This window comes from Amycolatopsis mongoliensis, assembly GCF_030285665.1.
In the GTDB taxonomy this organism is placed as follows: domain Bacteria; phylum Actinomycetota; class Actinomycetes; order Mycobacteriales; family Pseudonocardiaceae; genus Amycolatopsis; species Amycolatopsis mongoliensis.
Genome location: NZ_CP127295.1, coordinates 5,970,649 through 5,987,293 on the forward strand (window position 1 = coordinate 5,970,649; position 16,645 = coordinate 5,987,293).

The window sequence follows — 16,645 nt, forward strand, 5'->3', positions numbered from 1 at the left end:
CTGACGTCCTTTCAGAGGAGCAGTTCGAACATCCGGAAGACCTGGTCCCATTCGGCGGCGCCGGGATTCTTGACGCGCGGGTCGATGATCTTGAACGCCTGGGCGAGCGCCACGCTGAGACCGCCGGCGATGGCCGGGAGCCGTGCCTCGGTGTCTTCGGAGAGCGCGATCCCGAGCGGGGGACGCGTCAGGAGCTGCTCGAGCAGCGGCACCACTTCCAGGTCCTCGTCCAGCTTGAGGAACTCGTGCATGCGCTCCTGCAGCCCCTTGGTGATCGGCAGGTCTCTCGGCTCGATGACATCCCGCCCGTTGGCCTTGGCCGCGGCCTTGGCGACCACGAAGAGATCGTGGATCTTGCGGTCCAGGAACTCGTCGTACCGTTTCAGATCGCTCTTGTCGACATCCAGGCTCGCGGCCGTCCGGAAGAACCGTTCGAACCTCGCCGCACCCATGACCGGCATCAGACCTCCTGTGAGAGATGTTCGTGGACGAACCGGACGGCCATGGCGCCTTCCCCGACCGCCGAGGCCACCCGTTTGACCGAGCCGTGGCGTACGTCCCCCACCGCGAACACCCCTGGCCGGCTCGTCTCCAGCACCAGGGGCGCGCGATGCACCCCGCGCCACACGTCGGCGTCCCGGAACCCCTCGGCGTCCGCCCCGGTGAGCACGAACCCGTCCTCGTCGAGGGCGACCATCCCCGAAAGCCAGGCGGTGTGCGGGGAAGCTCCGATGAAGACGAACAACGCGCGGGCGTCGAGGACGCGGCGCTCGCCGGTGCGGTTGTTTTCGACGACCAGGGATTCGAGGCCGTCGCCCCCGAGGAGCTCACGGACTTCGGTGTGGCCGAGCACGCTGATCCGCGGATGCTGCTCGACCCGGTCGACGAGGTAGCGGGACATGTTCGCGGCGAGATCGCCGCCGCGCACCAGCAAATGGACCACCGGCGAACCTTCCGCGAGGAACACCGCCGCCTGGCCGGCCGAGTTGCCGCCACCGACCACGGCCACGGGGGTGGCCAGGCATCGACGCGCTTCGTGCAGAGTCGCGGCGTAGTAGACGCTGGTCGCTTCGAACGTCTCGATGCCGGGTACGACGAGCCGGCGGTAGCGGGCGCCGGTGGCGATCACGACGGTGCGGGAAACGATCTCGATGCCGTCGTCGAATCCGACGGCGTAGCGGCCGCCGCGTGGTTCGAGGGTGCACGCCTCGGCCGGGACGGCGACCCGGGCCCCGAACTTGGCCGCCTGGATCACCGATCGCTCGGCCAGCTCCGCCCCGGAGATCCCCGGCGGGAAGCCGAGGTAGTTCTCGATGCGGGACGTCGTCCCGGCCTGGCCGCCCGGGGCCAGGCCGTCGAACGCCGACAGCCGCAACCCGTCGGAAGCGCCGTAGACCACCGCGGCCAGACCGCCGGGCCCGGCGCCGACCACGAGCAGGTCCCGCACATCGCGTTCGGGTTCCGGCGGCCGCAGCCCGATTCTCCCGGCCAGCTCGGCGGTACTCGGGTTCCGCAGCACTTCGGTGCCGTTCAGCACGACCACCGGGGTGTCCGCGACGGCGACGCCGAAGCGCTCCAGGAGCGCTTCGGCCTGCTGGTCCTTGTCGACGTCGACCAGCCGGTACGGGAGGCGGTTGCGCGCCACGAACTCCAGCAGCCGCCTGGTGTCCGGGGAGTAGCAGGAGCCGACGATCCGCAATCCGGTGCCGGATCCGATGAGGAGTGTCCGCCGCACGAGGTAGGCACGCAGGATCAGGTCGCCGAGCACCGGATCGCCGAGCACCAGGCGCCGCACCGCGCTCACCGGGAGGGCGAGCACCTCGCCGGGTTCGGCGGCCACGGCGCCGACGAACGCGGGCTGCCCTTCGAGCAGCCCGAGTTCACCCAGGAACCGGCGAGGTCCGTGCACGCGGACGACCTTCGCGTCGCCCCCGGTTCCTTCGGTGACGGCGACCTTGCCGCTCAAGATCACGAAGAACTCGGACGGCCGCCCGCCCTGCGCGTACAGCACCTCGCCCGCCTGGACCGGACGTCGTTCGCCGCCCTCACCGAGCGTGCGGATCTGGTCGTCCGTGAGCCGGGGGAACGCGCCGCAGGAGTCCGGGGTCTCGGTCGGCGGCGCGCCGAGGTCGATCCCTGTCGAGGCGGTCATACGAATGTCTGGTCGACGTAGCACCAGCGCCAGGTCTCCCCGGGCTCGAACGAGCGCACGATCGGGTGCCTCATGGCGTGGGCGTGCTTGCTGGCGTGCTTCATCGGCGACGAGTCGCAGCAGCCGACGTGCCCGCACGTCAGGCACAGCCGTAAATGCAGCCACGGCGTGCCGGCGACCAGGCACTCCTCACAACCCTGCGGGGTTCGCGGCACCACGTCTCGGACGAGCGCGAGATGCCGGTCGACGACACTGGTCATCGCACGTCCCCTTCCTTGGTCGAGGTGTTCGCCGACCGCGCCAGCGCTTGATCGAGCCATTCGCGCAGCACGGGCACGGGCGCGGCGCCCGCTTGCCGCGCGACGACCTCGCCGCCGCGCAGCACCATGAGCGTCGGCACGGCCTTCACGTCGAACCGCTGGGACAGTCCGGGTGCCTTGTCGACGTCCACCTTCACGAGCTTGACCTTCCCGGCTCGCTCCCGCGCCAGCTGGGCCAGCGCGGGGCTGACCTGGCGGCAGGGCCCGCACCAGGTGGCCCAGAGGTCGACCAGCACCGGCATCGTGGCCCGCTCCGCGACTTCCGCGAAGTCGGGGTCGCCGGCGTCGACGATCCAGGGCAGTGGCTCGTGGCAGTGGCCGCAGGTCGGTTTGCCCGCGGCGGCCGCCGGGACGCGGTTCTTGTGCCCGCAGTGTTCGCAGACGACCGTGCCGGCGGTTCCGGTGTCGGTGCTCATGCCGCGGACCTCCCTTCGCCTCCGTTGTAGGTGACGACGAGCTCGCCGTCCTTGGCGTCGACGGTGATCACCAGTCCCTCGGTCGGGTCACCGCGCAGCAGCGTGCGGCCGATCTTGGTCTCGACCTCGTGGGAGATGTACCGGCGCAACGGCCGGGCGCCGTACACGGGGTCGAACCCGTGCCGCGCGATGAGTGTCCTCGCCTCCGCGGTCAGCTCGACCGAGATGCCCAGTTCGGCCAGCCGCCGGCGCAGCTCGTCGAACTGCAGGTCGACGATCCGCTCGATCTCGGCCGGCCCGAGCGGGGTGAACAGCACGATGTCGTCGACGCGGTTGAGGAACTCCGGCCGGAAGTGGTGCCGCAGCTCGGCCAGGACGGCGTCCCGGGCGTCCGGCTTGATTTCGCCGGTGGAGGTCACCCCGTCGAGCAGGTGCTGCGAGCCGATGTTGGAGGTCATGATGATCACCGTGTTGCGGAAGTCGACGGTCCGGCCCTGCGCGTCGGTGATCCGGCCGTCGTCGAGCACCTGGAGCAGGGTGTTGAACACGTCCGGGTGCGCCTTCTCGATCTCGTCGAACAGCACGACCGAGTAAGGCTTGCGCCGCACGGCTTCGGTGAGCTGCCCGCCCTCGTCGTAGCCGACGTAGCCCGGGGGAGCGCCCAGCAGCCTCGAGACGGTGTGCCGCTCCTGGTACTCGCTCATGTCGAGCCGGACCATGTTCTCCTCGCTGTCGAACAAGGCCGCCGCGAGGGTCTTGGCGAGTTCGGTCTTCCCGACGCCGGTCGGGCCGAGGAAGATGAACGACCCGATCGGCTTGCGCGGATCGCGGATACCCGACCGCGCCCGGATGACCGCGTCGGCGACCAGCCGGACGGCCTCGTCCTGGCCGATCACCCGCTCGTGCAGGATCTCGTCGAGCCGCAGCAGCTTTTCCCGCTCGCCTTCCTGCAGCCGGGAAACCGGGATCCCGGTCCAGGAGGCGACGATTTCGGCGATCTCGTCCTCGGTGACGACCTCGTGCAGCAGCCGCTTCCGGCCCTGCTTGCCCGCCAGCTGTTCCTCCTCCGCGGCGAGCCGGCGCTCGGCTTCGGTGATCTCGCCGTAGCGCAGCTCGGCCGCCCGGTTCAGGTCGTAGTTCCGTTCCGCTTCCTCGGCTTCGTGGCGCAGCCGTTCCAGTTCGGACCGCAGCTGCTGGACCCGCCGGATCGCCTGACGCTCGGCTTCCCACTGCGCCTTCTTCGAGTCCGCTTCGGCCCGAAGATCGGCGAGTTCCCGGTGGAGGTCCGCCAAGCGCGCCTTGCTGGCCTGGTCGGATTCCTTGGACAGCGCGGCTTCCTCGATCTCCAGGCGGGTGACGCGCCGGGTGAGCTCGTCGAGTTCGGCGGGCATGGAGTCGATTTCCGTGCGCAGCCGGGCGCACGCCTCGTCGACCAGGTCGATCGCCTTGTCCGGCAGGAAACGATCGGTGATGTAGCGGTGGGACATGGTCGCGGCGGCGACCAGCGCGCCGTCCTGGATCTTGACCCCGTGGAACACCTCGAGCCGCTCCCGCAGTCCACGCAGGATCGAGATCGTGTCCTCGACGGAGGGTTCGTCGACGACGATCGGCTGGAACCGGCGCTCCAGCGCGGCGTCCTTCTCGATGTGCTTGCGGTACTCGTCGAGCGTCGTCGCGCCGATCATGTGGAGCTCACCACGCGCCAGCATCGGCTTGAGCATGTTCCCGGCGTCCATCGCGCCTTCGGTGGCGCCGGCCCCGACGACCGTGTGGAGCTCGTCGACGAAGAGCAGGATGCGTCCCTCTTCGGCTTTGACCTCGGCCAGCACGGCCTTGAGGCGTTCCTCGAACTCGCCGCGGTACTTCGCCCCGGCGACGAGCGCGCCCATGTCGAGCGAGAAGATCGTCTTGTCCCGCAGTCCTTCCGGTACGTCGCCGCGCACGACCCGCTGGGCGAGGCCCTCGACGATCGCCGTCTTGCCGACCCCCGGGTCGCCGATCAGCACGGGGTTGTTCTTCGTCTTCCGCGACAGGATCTGGATCACCCGGCGGATCTCGGCGTCCCGGCCGATCACCGGGTCGAGCTTGCCCGACCGCGCGTCGGCGACCAGGTCCCGGCCGTACTTCTCCAACGCCTCGTATGCGCCTTCCGGGGTCGCCGAGGTGACCCGCTGGTTGCCGCGGACCTTGGTCAGCGCCGTCAAGAACGACTCGCGCGTCACGCCGTGCCGGGTCAGCAGCCGCCCCGCGGCGGACTTCGCACCCTCGTCGGCGAGGGCCAGCACGAGGTGTTCGACGGAGACGTATTCGTCCTTCAGCCGCTTGGCCTCCCGTTCGGCGGCGTCCAGCAGGCCGGCGAGGCGCCGGGTGAGGTAGACCTGCCCGGGGGTGGCGCCGGGGCCGGTCACCTTCGGTCGCCGCGCGAGCTCCCCTTCGACGGCTTCGCGGAGGTCGTCGACGTCCGCGCCCGCCTGCACGAGCAGCCGGGGCGCCAGGCCGTCGGACTGATCGAGCAGGGCGAGCAGCAGGTGCTCACCGTCGGTCTCGGTGTGGCCGTGGCGCTGCGCCACGCTCTGGGCCTCCTGCAGCGCTTCCTGCGATTTCTGGGTCAGCTTGCTCATGTCCATCGCCGGTGGCTCCTGACTTGGGCTTCGAGGACGTCGATCCGGTCCAGCAGGTCGAGCACGAGCCCGATGGCCGCGTAGTTGAGGGAAAGGCCCGCACGCAGGCGCTGGATGCGCGCGAGGGTGGCGACAGCGGACGGCGCGAGCCACACCCGCCCGCTCGAGTCGGTCGTGCCGTCCACGAGGCTCAGCGCGACGAACCGGCGGATCAGCTCCGGGTGCAGCCCGCTTCGCGCGGCTGCCGTGTCGAGGCTGAGCCGGACGGGACGGGCGAGCTGGTACTCGGCCATCAGGTCCTCCTCGGGTCGAAATCGGACACCGCGGCGAGCTCTTCGAAGAGCTCGCGCTCCCGCTTGCCGAGCTTCTTCGGCACCATCACGCGGACCTCGGCGTAGAGATCGCCCGGTTTGCCCTTGGGGTTGGGCAGGCCCTCGCCGCGCAGCCGCAGCCGCCGTCCGGTCGACGAGCCGGGCACGACCCGCACCTTCACCTCACCGCCGGGGGTCAGCACGGGAACCGTCGCGCCGAGCGCCGCCTCCCAGGGCGACACCGGCAGCTCGACCGTGAGGTCGCGCCCGGCCAGGCGGTAGCGGGGATGCGGCTTGATCCGCACCACGAGGTAGAGGTCACCGGGCGCCGCGTTCCCGGACGCCCGCCCGCCCTGACCGGCGAGCCGGATGCGCTGCCCGTCGAGCACGCCGGCCGGGATGTCGACGTCGTAACCGCGCCCGCCCGCGCCGGCGATGCTCAAGTGCCGTCGCCCGCCCTGGTAGGCCTCCTCGACCGTCAGCTCGAGCTCGGCCTCCTGGTCGGCACCCGCGATCGGCCCACCGGCACCCCGGCTCCGGAAGAAGCCGCCCAGCAGGTCCTCGATGTCGACGCCTTCGAAGCCCTCGGCCCCGCCGCCGAATCCCGGGCCTGCCCGGGTGTGGCGGACGCGGCCGCCACCCCGCCGACCGGCACCGGCGTACACCCGCTCGTCGAAGTCGTCGGGCACCCGGCGGAAATCCGCACCGAACCGGTCGTACTTCTTGCGCTGCTCCGGGTCGGACAGCACCTGGTAGGCCTCGCTGATCTCTTTGAAGCGCTCTTCGGCGCCCGGGTCCGAGTTCACGTCGGGGTGGTGCCGCCGCGCCAGTTTCCGGTACGCCCGCTGGATTTCGTCGGTGCTCGCCGTCTTGGCGACACCGAGGGACTCGTAGAAATCGGTTGCCACCGGCCATCACCCCGGTGACTTGGACACCGTGACGGCCGTCGGCCGCAACTGGTGCCGGTCGGTTCCGTAGCCGGGGCGCATCACCCGGGTCACGGTGTTCGGTTCGGCGGCCGGGTCCTCGACGACGGCGACGACCTCGTGCCGGTTCGGGTCGAAGCGGACGCCGGTTTCGTCGTCACGCGGGTACCCGAGCCCGGCGAGCAGCCGGACGGCCTGCTCCCGGATCGCGCGGACGCCCTGCACGATGGCCGACGGGTCCGCCTCGGCGTGCGCGAGCGCCAGTTCGAGGTTGTCGAGCATCGGGAGCCAAGCCGCCGCGACCCTCGCCCGCTCGGCTTCCACCTCCCGCCGCAGCTCGGTCGCGTGGCGCTTGCGCACGTTGTCGAGGTCGGCCACGGCGCGGCGCCACCGGTCCTCGAGCTCGGCGAGTTTCTCTTCCGCCCCGGTCGCCGGGGCCGGCACTTCCTGGGGGCGGGAAACCGTGCCGGCCCCGGCGACCTCCGCGGAGGAGTTCCCCTGCTCCGCGGCCCTACCTGTGGTGGCCATCGATCCGCCTCACGCCCGGTCGAAGTCGGCGTCGATCACGTCGTCCTCGTCGGCCGCCTGCTGGGGGCCGCCGCCGGAACCGTTGCCGCCGCCGCTCGCCCGGGGCGCGTTGAGCCCGGCCAGCACCTGCTGCAGCTCCGAGGTCAGCGACCGCACCCGGTCCAGGGGAGCGGCGTCCTTCACGGCCTCGCGAGCCTCTTGGACGAGCATCTCCGCGCGCGCCTTCTCGTGCGGCGGGGTGGTGTCCGTGATGGCCCGTTCGACCTGGTAGGCGGCCGAGTCGAGCAGGTTGCGCGCGTCGACCTCCTCGCGCAGCCGCTGGTCCTCGGACCGGTTGCGTTCGGCTTCGGTGACCATGCGGTCGATCTCCGCCTGGTCGAGGTTCGAGCTCTCGCTGATCGTGATGCCCTGCTGCGCGCCGGTGTCCTTGTCCTTCGCGGTGACATCGAGGATGCCGTTGGCGTCCACGTCGAAGGTGACCTCGACCTGGGGTTCGCCCCGCGGCGCCGGCCGGATGTCGGTGAGCTGGAAGCGCCCGAGCACCCGGTTGTCGGCGGCCCGTTCCCGCTCGCCTTGGAGCACCACGACGTCGACCGCGGGCTGGTTGTCCTCCGCGGTGGAGAACACCTCGGTCCGCCGCGCCGGGATCGTCGTGTTGCGCTCGACGATCTTCGTCATCACGCCGCCGCGGGTTTCGACGCCGAGGGACAGCGGGGTGACGTCGAGCAACAGGACGTCCTTGACCTCGCCCTTGAGCACCCCCGCCTGGACCGCCGCGCCGAGCGCGACGACCTCGTCCGGGTTGACGCTCATGTTCGGGTCCTTGCCCCCGGTCAGCCTGCGGACCAGGCTCTGCACGGCCGGGATCCGGGTCGATCCGCCGACCAGGATGACCTCGTCGATGTCGTTCGCGGTCACCTTCGCGTCGGCCATCGCCTGCTTGACCGGGCCGAGGCAGCGTTCGACCAGGTCCGCGGTGATCTGCTCGAACGCCGAGCGCATCAAGGTGGTCGTGAGGTGCTTCGGGCCGTCCTGGCCCGCGGTGATGAACGGCAGGCTCACGCTCGTCTGGCTGACCGAGCTGAGCTCGACCTTCGCCTTCTCCGCGGCTTCGAAGAGCCGCTGCAGCGCCTGCGGGTCCGCACGCAGGTCGATGCCGTTTTCCTGCTTGAACTGATCGGCGAGGTGGTCCACGATCCGGCGGTCGAAGTCGTCCCCGCCGAGGTGGGTGTCCCCGGCGGTCGACCGGACCTCGACCACGCCGTCGCCGACGTCGAGCAGGCTCACGTCGAAGGTGCCGCCGCCGAGGTCGAACACGAGGACCGTCTCGTGGCCCTTCGAGTCGAGCCCGTAGGCGAGCGCGGCGGCGGTCGGCTCGTTGATGATGCGCAGGACCTCGAGGCCGGCGATCTTGCCGGCGTCCTTGGTGGCCTGCCGCTGGGCGTCGTTGAAGTACGCCGGCACGGTGATGACGGCCTCGGTCACCCGCTCGCCGAGGAACTTGCCCGCGTCGTCGGCGAGCTTGCGCAGGATCTGCGCGCTGATCTCCTCCGGCGAGTGGAGCTTGTCGCGGACCTTGAACCGGACGACGCCGCCCTCACCCTCGACGACGTCGAACCCGACCGCCTTGGCCTCGTCGCCGACCTCGTCGTACTTCCGGCCGATGAACCTCTTCGCCGAGTAGATCGTGCCCTTCGGGTTGAGGATCGCCTGCCGGCGGGCGAGCTGGCCGACGAGCCGCTCCCCGCTTTCGGTGAACGCGACCACCGAGGGGGTGGTCCGGGCGCCTTCGGCGTTCGCGATGACCGTGGGTTCGCCGCCTTCCCAGGCGGCGATCACCGAGTTGGTCGTGCCCAGGTCGATGCCGACCGCCTTGGCCATCACACACCTCCGGTCATCTTGGCGAGCAGGGTCTTGGCTTCGTCGGCCACCGCATCGTCGGCGACGACCTCGTAGCGGCTGGGCGTCATCACCCGGACCGAGGCGAAGTCGCGGCGTCCGCGCTGGAGCGCGTGCACGACGAGGCCGAAGACCGCGCCGATCACCGCGCCGAACACGAGTCCGTAAACGGCGAGGGTGAAGGCCGCCAGCACCGGCGTGAACCAGTTGAAGATCCCGAACAGCCAGCCGATCAGCAGTCCGGTCATGGCCCCTGAGCCGGCTGCCCGCAGCGCGGCGCCGCCGTAGTTCAGCCGCCCGACGACCTGCTCGACCAGCTGGACGTCCGAGCCGATGATGGCGACCCGCTCGACCGGGAAGCCGTGGTCCGACAGGTAGTCGACGGCACGCTCAGCCTCGCTGTAGGTTTCGTAGGATCCGATCGCCCGGCGCTGGTCCGAAGCGTGGGGATCCGAAGAGTGACGCGGTGATGGCGCCGTGGCGCCGGGCTGTGCGGTCATCGTCCGACTCCTAAACGTTGGCGTGTTCTTCTCGGGAAGCCCTTTCGGCGATGCGAGGCTTTTTCTCGGCCGTCTCGGAACCGGTGCCGATTTCGACCTTGCGCGGCTTGCTGGCTTCGGCGACCGGGATACCGAGCATGAGCACACCGCGGTCGAACTCTGCGGACAGCCGCGTGCTGTCCAGGTTGTCGCCGAGGAAGAACTGGCGGCTGAACTCACCCTGCGGCCGTTCGTCGACCAGCAGTTCGTCACCTTCCTGGCGTAGCGGGGCGCGGCGGGTGCGCACGGTCACCACATTGCGTTCCACCGTCACGTCGACGTCGCCGGGGTCCACTCCCGGGAGGTCCAGAGCGACGACGAACCGGTCGCCGCGGCGGAAGGCCTCCATCGGCATCGCCCGCGGGCCGCGGGCGCCGGCCACGGCCTGCTCGGTCAAGCGTTCGAGATCGCGGAACGGGTCGAAACGCATCAAGGTCATGACTCTCCTCATTCCTCGTCCGGGTCCTGTCGCAAAGAGACCTATCGCGTCCAACAGACACGGTGACGCGTTTTCCCGGCGGAATCGAGTTCTCCGGATACCGGCAGAACCGAGGCCGCCGCGGTGGTCTCTCGGGGTACGACCCACACTGGCAAGGACGGTCGTGTCCGCGCGTGCGCCCGGCAGGTCGAAATTCGCCGGAACAATCGACCCGGCAGAGCAGCATCAAGCGTGTAGGGTTGCCCCATCGGCGGTGGGAGGCCCGGATGACACCCGCGGCGATGGGCGAAACGCACCAAAATCCACAAAGGCCGGACAGCTGGCGGAGTGGCCAGTTGTCGAATTTGCGCGGGCTGTTCGTCGTCTCGACGATGATGTTCGACGGCCGTGAAGCCGACGACATCGTCCGCCTGGCCGCCACCTTGGTGCCGTCGTTGAGCGGCTGCCGCACCAAAGCGGTGTACCTGATCATCGACGGCGCACTCAGCCGTCGTGATGACGCGGAGCCGGACGCGGAGCTCGACCGGCAGATCCGGCTCCTCGACGGCGGCAGTGGGTCGCTCGTCCTGCCCGACGGCGGTTGGTACTGGGGCTTCGCGCTGCGTGGCCTGAGTGGACTGAGGGGCTACCTGGTGGTGACCGCGGCCGTGGAGCCGTCGAAGGACGAGTTCTCCCTGCTCGAAGCACTCGGGCAGCAAACAGCAGGTGCGCTGGCGAACGCCTCGCTCCACCGGCGGGAACGGGCACAGGCCCTCGAGCTGCAGGAGCTCAACAGCAAGCTGTCCGCATCGGTCACCCGGCTCCAGCAGCAGACCCACGTGCACGAGGTGCTCAGCGACATCGCCGTGTCCGGTGCCGGCGAGCCCGGCATCGCCCACGCGGTGCACCAGCTGACCTCGTTGCCGGTCGCGATCGAAGACCGGTTCGGCAACCTGCGGGCCTGGGCCGGGCCGGGCAAGCCCGACCCGTACCCCAAGCCCCAAGCCCACCGGCGTGAGGAGCTGCTCAGGCGCGCCGCGGCGGTCCCCCATCCGGTCTGGGAGAAGGACAGGGTGATCTCGCTGGTCAAACCGCGGTACGAGGTGCTTGGGGTGATGTCCCTCGTGGACCCGCGCAAGACCGTGGGCAACCCCGAGATGTTCGCGCTCGAATACGGGACGACGGTGCTGGCGCTGGAGTTGTCGCACTTGCGCAGTCTCGCCGAGGTCGAGTTGCGGCTGCACCGTGACCTGGTCGACGACCTGATCACCGGCACCGACGAAGAGAGCGCCTACGCGCGCGCCGACGCGATCGGGCACGACCTGCGCGGCCCTCATCGCGTGATCGTCCTCCACTGGGACAGGAGACAGACCGGCGACGCGGTCGCCGACGCCGCCGGCCGGGCGGTCGCCTCGCTCCAGCTGAGCTCGATGACCTCGTGGCGGTCGGGAGCGGTGGTGCTCATCGTCAGCGGCCGTCCGGACGGGGACGCCCTGTACCGCACGCTTACGGAGCGCCTCGGAAGCGCCGGTGCGATCGGGATCGGGACCAATTGCGACAGCCCTGACGACTTTCCGAGATCCTACTCGGAAGCAAGGCGGGCGTTGGACATCCGCCGGAATTCAAGGTCGCCCGATGGTGTGACGGCATTCGATCAACTGGGCGTCTACCGCATTCTGGACACCGGAGAGAATCGCGGCGAAATCGCCGCATTCGTGCGGGAATGGCTGGGTCGGCTTCTCGATTACGACAAGCACAAGAACGCGGATCTGGTCCAGACGTTGTCGCAGTACCTCGAATGCGGCGGACACTACGACGAAACCGCTTCCGCACTGATGATCCACCGCAGCACCCTGCGCTACCGGCTGGGGCGGATCCGGGAGATCACCGACCTCGACCTCAATGACGTCGAAAGCAGGCTCAACCTGCACATGGCCACCAGGGCCTGGCAGGTGCTACGGGGTTCGGAGTGAGCGGCGAGGGCTCGACCAGTTCCAGGACGAGTGCATCATTGTCGGCGAAGTGCTGGTAGTCGACGAGTGCGGAGTCGCCGCAGGCGGCGCAGCGGGTCGGGTGGGTGAGCTTGACCGACCCGGCTTGACAGTGTCTGCGTCTGCGTCGTTTCGCAGTATTCAAACGAATGCTCGATGAGAGTTCGGGTTCGCTCGCGGCTTCCCCACGCGGGTGTCTCCGGTGCGTGCTCCTGGTGCCGGAGGTGTGTGATGGCGGTGCCGGAGGCGGCGGCCGGGCTCGCGGCGATCCCTGGCGTCCGCACCGCCTCCCCAGCTCGGCGAGCCAAACTTTGACGCTGCTTCGGCTCCTGCGGGGGCCCTGCCGGTGACGCCCGCGCTCGCTTCTCCCGGGTGGAGGTCTGGGTCGCGGCACCACCGTATCGGTGGCAGCCTCGATCGCCCTGGTGCTCGCGCTGCTCGCCGAGGCGACTCGGGAAGGCTCGTGGGCGTGCTGAGGTCGTCGCGGTGGTGTCGGCACTGATCGACGGCTTCGACCCTGGTGGTGCTCGGCCCCGTCGTTGCCCGCAGCATCCAGTCGCAGGTCACCCGCGGACTCGACCAGCCGCTTGGTCAGCTGCGCGAGCACCCCGCCCTCACCGGTCTCAGCGTTCTCCACCGGACATCGTGTCGGTCATCAGGTGCACTTCCGTGATCGGGACTTACGCCGCTCGTTTTGCAGTCCCAGTCGTTGTGCCTTTTGTCCTGCGAGCTGAGGGCTTTCGGTCGTAGTAGGGCAGCGCATGCCGGCGCCACTTTGGGTGAGTGGGCTGTCCCAGACCCCGGCAGAGCGCAGAGTTCCGATTACCGGAGAGACCCATGTCCTTGCAGTGGTTCTTCCTCCATGACACGCCGGGTGCCGGCGCGGGCACGGCTCAGCGTCCGGTCGCGCTCGCGGGTGCGCGGGTCATCGGTGACCGAGTGAGGCGCGGTGATCGTGCGCGGATCGGCGAGGTGGATGTGTGCGGGCGGTCTGGCGGCGTTGCGGGCCGGCTGGGTGTCCACCCGGTCGGCAGCGTCAGGACCAGCCGACGGCGCACCCACGAAACGTCGCCGTTCCGATCGGCCCGCATGAGCTCGCCATCCTCAGCCTGCCGGAGCTGCGCCGGGCGCACATCGAGGCACACAGGCAGGTGCTCCTGGAGGATTACCCGCCGTCACAAGGAAGAAGGTGCACTGTGAACGCGAAGATCCAGCAATGGAAAGCCCGCATCAAGCAAGCCGCGGGGACCCTCACCGGCAACAAGAAGCTGGAACGCGAGGGCCGCGCAGACCGGGCCACCGGCGAGGTCAAACAGCGGCTCACCCAGGCCAAGCGCAAGATCGACGAGGTGATCGACAAGGGTGCCGACGCCGTGAAAGGCACGATGGGGAGCGGCAAGGACAGCACACCGCCGAAATAGCGCGGCGGCACCGCCGGCCGATGGTCGAGTTCCTCGGCCATCGCGCCGGTGACGACGCCCAGCCGCTCGACCTGGTGCTGCGTGATGCCCAGGATGGCGCGTCGGCCGAGTTCGCGACGCCGGCCCTGGTCACGGAGGCCGGGCGGTTGGCGGTCGGCTGAACATCATCGACGACGCGGTGGCGATCGTCGAGGACGCGCTGTCCGAGATCGCCCGGGAGGCCGACGCCGCCACTGTCGAGATCCAGATCAGCACCCTGTCGGAGCTGCTCGCCCTCGATGTCGTCGACAAGCGCACGACGATGACTGCTCCGGGCCGCGCGGCCACGGCGGCGTCAAGCGGGTGCCGGAGCGGTGCGGGCACGCTCGGGCGCAGCGCCGACGCGGACGGCAGCACCCACCTGACCTGGACCGTTCCCGTACCGCGGCGCGAGGGTGAGGACCCAACCCCTCGCCGTCGGCGTGGCGGAGGCGCTGGGCAACGGTGACTTCCGGCCATAGCGGCAGCGGTGGCGCCGAAGCCGGCTCATCGGCGATCGCGTGCGGTCTCAGTTCGCGCCGGTGCCGCGCTGCACCGCGCGGACACTCAGCGGCCGCTGGTCCGGCATGTGTTTGGCGCAGGCGTGAGCGTCGGGTTCGGGCAGCAGCACGGGGACGGTGTTGCCCGGCGGGTAGACCCGCAGGCCGGTGACGGGTGTCGGGCCGCAGGGTTCGGCGTCGTAATGGCTGACGTTGACCTGGTTGACCATGGCCGAGGCGGTTTGTCCGCGCTGCAGCACCACGACCGGCGTGGCGCCGGAGTCTCGGGCCGCGGCGTCGCCCACTTGGTGGTGGTCGCCGCCGGCGTAGTAGGACACCCCGGGGTAGCCGGTGATCCGGCAGGGTGCGCCGGTGTTGGTGAAGAGGACGGGGATGTAGTAGTTGCCGGCGGCCATATCGCCTTGTCCCAGTTTGATGTTCAGAGTGGCTGTCGTGCACTGCCTGACCGGGGCCGCGGTCGCGGACGTGGGCCCTGACGTGTGGGTCGGCGCCGGTGGCGATGTGGTTGTCGGAGCCGATGACGTTGCCGGTGGTGGGGTCGACACGGGACCCGTGGTGGCGCTGGGACTGGTGGTGCCGGCTCCTGAGCCGCAGGCGGTGACGGCCAGGAGCGCGCCGGCGCTGAGGACCACTGGGCGGATGTCGAACCCGTGTCTGCTCACGGTGTTCCCTTCGTCTGCCGGTTGCGATGCCGGGGAGGTCGAGGTGGACCTGCTGCTGGGCCCACCGGATGTTCGGTCGGGTAGCGTCCTGCGGCGCAGGTGCCGCTGTCCGCGGTGCTGAGTCCACCGATCCGTGACCGGGCCGGCCGACAGCTGATATGTCCGGTGTTCCACGGTCCGGAGAGCGAAAGCTCTGCGCGGGAGAGAGCGTGCCGCAAGCGTCCTGGTCAGGAGCGGGTAGCGCGAGGCGGCGGATGAGCGTGGTGACCAGCGCGCTCGACCCGACCCAAGCGAGCGGGGCGAGGCCGTCGTCGAGCAGAGCCGGCGCTCCGGCAGAGGCTGGTGTGAACAGATCTTCGAGCCCCGGCGACACTGTTCCCCACCAGCCACGGACGAACGCCGCGATCCCGTTGGCGGGATTCGCATCGCCCATGACCAGCACGATCCGGGCGAGCAGCAGGACCGCGAACGTTCCGCGGATGATGTGCACGGTCGCGCAGGCCAACCGGACGTGCCGGATCCGGGTCCACCGCCGGTCGCTTCCCGGCGTACTCGCTTCCGGTGGGCGGCGTTGGAGCGCGCCACCGGAGGTCGGTGTGGGGATAGGGGTCCGAGTCGGTCATGGCCTTGGCCTCCGGTGCCGGAAAGGCTGACGTGTACGCCGAGCATGCCTCGGACGAGAATGGCGTCGATGCGGCCGATGGACCCTTCGGGGAAGGACTTCGGTGAGTCGACGCGGCCGGAAAAGACGACAACGAGGGGTCGGCGCCGGTGTGTTGCCACCCATCCGGACCGTCGGCTCGGCCGATTTGCGTCCGTGCCCATGCATTTCGCCGTCCTCCATGCTGGAGGTGCCTCGACGTCGGCCCTGCCGCGCTGCAGGGTCTACAGCTCGAGCGTGGTGTCGACGGGAGACACCGGCCGTTCGCCTGGTGGGGCCTGGGAGATGGGCAAGTGCGTTGGCGTGTCGATCACCATCGGCTGGTGCGGCTGCGGCGCGGGAACAGCGCTGCGGGTCGGACGCGGTTGTCCTGATCGACACCGGAACGCCCTACTCGGTCGGAAGGCATGAGGTCCTGGGCAACGGTGACTTCCGGCCATAGCTGTGCCGTGGCCTGGCCGCTTGACTTGGATCATGGTCGCCGGATGGCGGCCGTCCGCCTGGACTCCGGGACGAGCACGCCGGCCCCGCCGGCACGTCGTCACCGGGAACCGATCGGCCGAGCCAAGACCCCGAGTCCCGGTGGCCACAAGAGGTGGCGGGACGGGAATCCCGCCGGTCCGGAGGTAGTCATGATGGTGTTGATCGTCGTCCTGCTGGTGCTCTGGCTGATCACGGCCGTCATCGGGTTCGCGTTCAAGGGGTTGGTCTGGTTGGCCATCGTCGGGATCGTGTTGTTCGCCGGTACCGCGGTCATCGGGTTCGTCCGACGCCGGGCAGTGCGCCGTTGAGCGGGTGGAGGCGATGAACCGGCGGGCACCGGGGAAGAACTGCTCGTCGACTGGCAGTTGCTCGAGGCCGGTGTCGGGTGGTGCCCGGCGGCGCGTGAGACGTCGGCTTTGCCCGGGGGACTTCGGTCGTGGCGGCCGGGGACGTTCGGTCCCCCGGCCGGAGTGGTTCGCCCCGGCGGACGGCCGGCGAACACCGTCGGCCGGCGCTGCCTGTGCCACGCGCTGCTGGCCACCGCCGGTTTCGCTCAGCAGCGTCCCGGTGGCTACCGCGAGCCCGCGATCGTCCCGACGGGCGTCGATTACACGGCGGTCCGCGACCTGATCGCCCGCGTGCCCGCCGGCGAACGCACCTGCACCGCCCAGGACGTCGTCACCTACCTGCTCGGCGGCCGAGAGCCGGGTCGTACGTGGTGATCGAGGCCGCGTGAGCCACGCCCCTGTCCGACCCGG

The 16,645-nt window shown here is 70.0% G+C and carries 18 protein-coding genes; 6 read left to right on the plus strand and 12 right to left on the minus strand.

Annotation, left to right across the window (positions count from 1 at the left end; genetic code table 11):
* Positions 1-11: 11 nt before the first annotated feature.
* Genes QRX60_RS29060 through QRX60_RS29110 form a run of 11 tightly spaced genes read right to left on the minus strand, consistent with a single transcriptional unit; the run spans position 12 to position 10,151 of the window.
* A complete protein-coding gene (locus QRX60_RS29060; RefSeq protein WP_285994600.1) occupies positions 12-461 on the minus strand; it encodes a DUF1931 family protein in 450 nt (149 codons plus the stop codon).
* On the minus strand, positions 461-2,152 hold the full coding sequence (locus tag QRX60_RS29065) for an FAD-dependent oxidoreductase (protein ID WP_285994601.1): 1,692 nt from the start codon (positions 2,150-2,152) through the stop codon (positions 461-463). The genes QRX60_RS29060 and QRX60_RS29065 overlap by 1 nt, the downstream gene beginning before the upstream one ends.
* A complete protein-coding gene (locus tag QRX60_RS29070) occupies positions 2,149-2,412 on the minus strand; it encodes a ubiquitin carboxyl-terminal hydrolase 14 (protein ID WP_285994602.1) in 264 nt (87 codons plus the stop codon). Before QRX60_RS29070 ends, QRX60_RS29065 begins: the two co-directional genes overlap by 4 nt.
* On the minus strand, positions 2,409-2,888 hold the full coding sequence (trxA, locus tag QRX60_RS29075) for a thioredoxin (RefSeq protein ID WP_285994603.1): 480 nt from the start codon (positions 2,886-2,888) through the stop codon (positions 2,409-2,411). The genes QRX60_RS29070 and trxA overlap by 4 nt, the downstream gene beginning before the upstream one ends.
* On the minus strand, positions 2,885-5,515 hold the full coding sequence (clpB, locus tag QRX60_RS29080) for an ATP-dependent chaperone ClpB (RefSeq protein ID WP_285994604.1): 2,631 nt from the start codon (positions 5,513-5,515) through the stop codon (positions 2,885-2,887). Before clpB ends, trxA begins: the two co-directional genes overlap by 4 nt.
* A complete protein-coding gene (locus QRX60_RS29085; protein WP_285994605.1) occupies positions 5,506-5,802 on the minus strand; it encodes a chaperone modulator CbpM in 297 nt (98 codons plus the stop codon). The genes clpB and QRX60_RS29085 overlap by 10 nt, the downstream gene beginning before the upstream one ends.
* Entirely contained in the window at positions 5,802-6,728 is a 927-nt protein-coding gene (locus QRX60_RS29090; RefSeq protein ID WP_285994606.1) for a DnaJ C-terminal domain-containing protein, read from the minus strand. The genes QRX60_RS29085 and QRX60_RS29090 overlap by 1 nt, the downstream gene beginning before the upstream one ends.
* Positions 6,729-6,734: 6 nt before the next feature.
* Positions 6,735-7,274 carry a nucleotide exchange factor GrpE gene (locus QRX60_RS29095; RefSeq protein ID WP_285994607.1) on the minus strand — a complete coding sequence of 180 codons (540 nt, stop codon included), beginning with the start codon at positions 7,272-7,274 and terminating at the stop codon, positions 6,735-6,737.
* A gap of 9 nt (positions 7,275-7,283) precedes the next feature.
* Positions 7,284-9,155: a molecular chaperone DnaK gene (gene dnaK, locus QRX60_RS29100; protein ID WP_285994608.1), complete on the minus strand. Its 1,872-nt coding sequence runs from the start codon at positions 9,153-9,155 to the stop codon at positions 7,284-7,286.
* Positions 9,155-9,673 (minus strand): general stress protein, encoded by a 519-nt coding sequence (locus QRX60_RS29105; RefSeq protein ID WP_285994609.1) that lies wholly within the window; start codon positions 9,671-9,673, stop codon positions 9,155-9,157. Before QRX60_RS29105 ends, dnaK begins: the two co-directional genes overlap by 1 nt.
* Before the next feature lie 10 nt (positions 9,674-9,683).
* Positions 9,684-10,151, minus strand: a complete 468-nt coding sequence (locus QRX60_RS29110) for an Hsp20/alpha crystallin family protein (RefSeq protein WP_285994610.1) — start codon at positions 10,149-10,151, stop codon at positions 9,684-9,686.
* Between the two features lie 266 nt (positions 10,152-10,417).
* Between QRX60_RS29110 and QRX60_RS29115 the strand changes: the two genes are divergently transcribed.
* From QRX60_RS29115 to QRX60_RS29130, 4 genes are all read left to right on the plus strand, one after another.
* A complete protein-coding gene (locus QRX60_RS29115; protein WP_285994611.1) occupies positions 10,418-12,103 on the plus strand; it encodes a PucR family transcriptional regulator in 1,686 nt (561 codons plus the stop codon).
* A gap of 1,214 nt (positions 12,104-13,317) precedes the next feature.
* On the plus strand, positions 13,318-13,542 hold the full coding sequence (locus QRX60_RS29120) for a CsbD family protein (protein WP_285994612.1): 225 nt from the start codon (positions 13,318-13,320) through the stop codon (positions 13,540-13,542).
* A 20-nt stretch (positions 13,543-13,562) separates the two neighbouring features.
* Positions 13,563-13,703 (plus strand): hypothetical protein, encoded by a 141-nt coding sequence (locus QRX60_RS29125; RefSeq protein ID WP_285994613.1) that lies wholly within the window; start codon positions 13,563-13,565, stop codon positions 13,701-13,703.
* Between the two features lie 17 nt (positions 13,704-13,720).
* Positions 13,721-14,029, plus strand: coding sequence for a hypothetical protein (locus QRX60_RS29130; protein WP_285994614.1), 309 nt, complete (start codon positions 13,721-13,723; stop codon positions 14,027-14,029).
* A 60-nt stretch (positions 14,030-14,089) separates the two neighbouring features.
* On the opposite strand, the gene QRX60_RS29135 is transcribed toward QRX60_RS29130, so the two are convergent.
* Positions 14,090-15,568: a DUF4232 domain-containing protein gene (locus QRX60_RS29135; protein WP_332845786.1), complete on the minus strand. Its 1,479-nt coding sequence runs from the start codon at positions 15,566-15,568 to the stop codon at positions 14,090-14,092.
* A gap of 468 nt (positions 15,569-16,036) precedes the next feature.
* On the opposite strand from QRX60_RS29135, the gene QRX60_RS29140 reads away from it, so the two are divergent.
* Together QRX60_RS29140 and QRX60_RS29145 are read left to right on the plus strand one after the other, a co-directional pair.
* Positions 16,037-16,195: a hypothetical protein gene (locus QRX60_RS29140; protein ID WP_286003882.1), complete on the plus strand. Its 159-nt coding sequence runs from the start codon at positions 16,037-16,039 to the stop codon at positions 16,193-16,195.
* Between the two features lie 162 nt (positions 16,196-16,357).
* A complete protein-coding gene (locus QRX60_RS29145; RefSeq protein WP_285994616.1) occupies positions 16,358-16,609 on the plus strand; it encodes a hypothetical protein in 252 nt (83 codons plus the stop codon).
* Positions 16,610-16,645: the final 36 nt, after the last annotated feature.

Excerpts from the sequence above, each read along its gene's own strand:
- QRX60_RS29060 (WP_285994600.1), bottom strand. The coding sequence starts at position 461 with ATGCCGGTCATGGGTGCGGCGAGGTTCGAACGGTTCTTCCGGACGGCC.
- QRX60_RS29065 (WP_285994601.1), bottom strand. The coding sequence starts at position 2,152 with ATGACCGCCTCGACAGGGATCGACCTCGGCGCGCCGCCGACCGAGACC.
- QRX60_RS29070 (WP_285994602.1), bottom strand. The coding sequence starts at position 2,412 with ATGACCAGTGTCGTCGACCGGCATCTCGCGCTCGTCCGAGACGTGGTG.
- trxA (WP_285994603.1), bottom strand. The coding sequence starts at position 2,888 with ATGAGCACCGACACCGGAACCGCCGGCACGGTCGTCTGCGAACACTGC.
- clpB (WP_285994604.1), bottom strand. The coding sequence starts at position 5,515 with ATGGACATGAGCAAGCTGACCCAGAAATCGCAGGAAGCGCTGCAGGAG.
- QRX60_RS29085 (WP_285994605.1), bottom strand. The coding sequence starts at position 5,802 with ATGGCCGAGTACCAGCTCGCCCGTCCCGTCCGGCTCAGCCTCGACACG.
- QRX60_RS29095 (WP_285994607.1), bottom strand. The coding sequence starts at position 7,274 with ATGGCCACCACAGGTAGGGCCGCGGAGCAGGGGAACTCCTCCGCGGAG.
- dnaK (WP_285994608.1), bottom strand. The coding sequence starts at position 9,155 with ATGGCCAAGGCGGTCGGCATCGACCTGGGCACGACCAACTCGGTGATC.
- QRX60_RS29105 (WP_285994609.1), bottom strand. The coding sequence starts at position 9,673 with ATGACCGCACAGCCCGGCGCCACGGCGCCATCACCGCGTCACTCTTCG.
- QRX60_RS29110 (WP_285994610.1), bottom strand. The coding sequence starts at position 10,151 with ATGACCTTGATGCGTTTCGACCCGTTCCGCGATCTCGAACGCTTGACC.
- QRX60_RS29115 (WP_285994611.1), top strand. The coding sequence starts at position 10,418 with ATGACACCCGCGGCGATGGGCGAAACGCACCAAAATCCACAAAGGCCG.
- QRX60_RS29125 (WP_285994613.1), top strand. The coding sequence starts at position 13,563 with ATGGTCGAGTTCCTCGGCCATCGCGCCGGTGACGACGCCCAGCCGCTC.
- QRX60_RS29135 (WP_332845786.1), bottom strand. The coding sequence starts at position 15,568 with ATGGGCACGGACGCAAATCGGCCGAGCCGACGGTCCGGATGGGTGGCA.
- QRX60_RS29140 (WP_286003882.1), top strand. The coding sequence starts at position 16,037 with ATGATGGTGTTGATCGTCGTCCTGCTGGTGCTCTGGCTGATCACGGCC.